Source organism: Shewanella sp. 3_MG-2023 (genome assembly GCF_030548765.1).
GTDB lineage: Bacteria > Pseudomonadota > Gammaproteobacteria > Enterobacterales > Shewanellaceae > Shewanella.
The window spans coordinates 1-1,196 of record NZ_JAUOSH010000078.1 but is presented as its reverse complement, the minus strand read 5'-3'; the positions used below and the strand labels follow the sequence as shown (position 1 = coordinate 1,196).

1 protein-coding gene and 1 rRNA gene are annotated in these 1,196 nt (G+C 38.8%); both read right to left on the bottom strand.

Annotation, left to right across the window (positions count from 1 at the left end; genetic code table 11):
- Positions 1-773: 773 nt before the first annotated feature.
- On the bottom strand, positions 774-965 hold the full coding sequence (locus tag Q4591_RS20045) for a hypothetical protein (RefSeq protein WP_133126569.1): 192 nt from the start codon (positions 963-965) through the stop codon (positions 774-776).
- Between the two features lie 146 nt (positions 966-1,111).
- A 5S ribosomal RNA gene (gene rrf / locus Q4591_RS20040) occupies positions 1,112-1,196 on the bottom strand; the annotation flags it as partial.

Sequence of the window (1,196 nt, the reverse complement as noted above, 5' to 3'; positions counted from 1 at the left end):
ATTGGCCTGTCGCCGTGTCAGTGGATGCGCATTATAGGCAAGTTAAGATTTAGCGCAAGGGCTTTTATGCATAAAAATGAAGTTTTTAATCATTAATTGTTTAAGTACAGGATACACACTTATTACCCCCAAGGTTATCCACACAGCGAGCCAAAAAGTGGCACTCTAGGGATAATATACCAACCGCTTAAATTGTGTTAAGCCCAGTAATAGAAAAGGATAACATTCATTTTTGTGCTGGTGCCATGTAACGCTTAACTCAAAACACGGCAATGACTACCGTAAAACTATCTACCAATTTTGGAGCTGTGAATTTTCGAGCTTTCTAAAAGGTCATAATTTATCCGCATAAGTTCCAATGCGGCATTCAATTCTAGTTCAACATGAGGAAATTAGCATAAAAAACAATATTATTTTAAGCACTGCAGCCTCAATGTTAATAGCATTACTCCCCAGCCACAGAAATAGTCATGTTAGTGCTGCTAACAGGCCAATCCAGGTAATCGTTGTTGATTAAAGTTTTTTAGCAAAGAATGTCGTTCGTAAAGAGACTATCCAGTAAGTAGAAGAGCTGAAGAGTTCTTCAGTAATAGAACACAAACACTGCACGTTGTAAGAAGATATTTTCAATGCAATAGCCTTAATTAACCGTTATATAAAAGATAAAAGCTTCAAATAATTCACCAAACCAGATCTGCTAATAATAGCTCTACTGATCTATTCCAGTTTTATTAAAACCATAAACGCAAAAAGCCCGCTACACAGTGACGGGCTTAATATTGATTAGACGATTGGCGATGACCCCATTTCACATAGGCATGTCGTCCACACTGATTACCAGCAAGTTTTACTAAACATAACACCAAATAGGGATTATTCGTATTAGGCGCTTGGCGATGTTCAGCTGCGGATAAATCCTCCGCACTCCATGTCTGCATAAAGCGTTGCTTTATAAACACAGACATTGCACCCTACTTTCACATGGCCATGTCGTCCACACTGATTTCGAGTAGGCTATTAACTAAACCTAACACCAAAAGGACTTATTTATTTTAAAATCCTAAACGAAAAAATCCCTGACTCATAGAGTCAGGGATTATTCTAATTTAGCGTCTGGAAATGACCTACTTTCACATGGGGAGACCCCACACTATCATCGGCGCGATTGCGTTTCACTACTGAGTTCGGGATGGGAT

Coding starts and splice junctions, on each gene's coding strand:
- Q4591_RS20045 (WP_133126569.1), bottom strand. CDS start 965: ATGTCTGTGTTTATAAAGCAACGCTTTATGCAGACATGGAGTGCGGAG.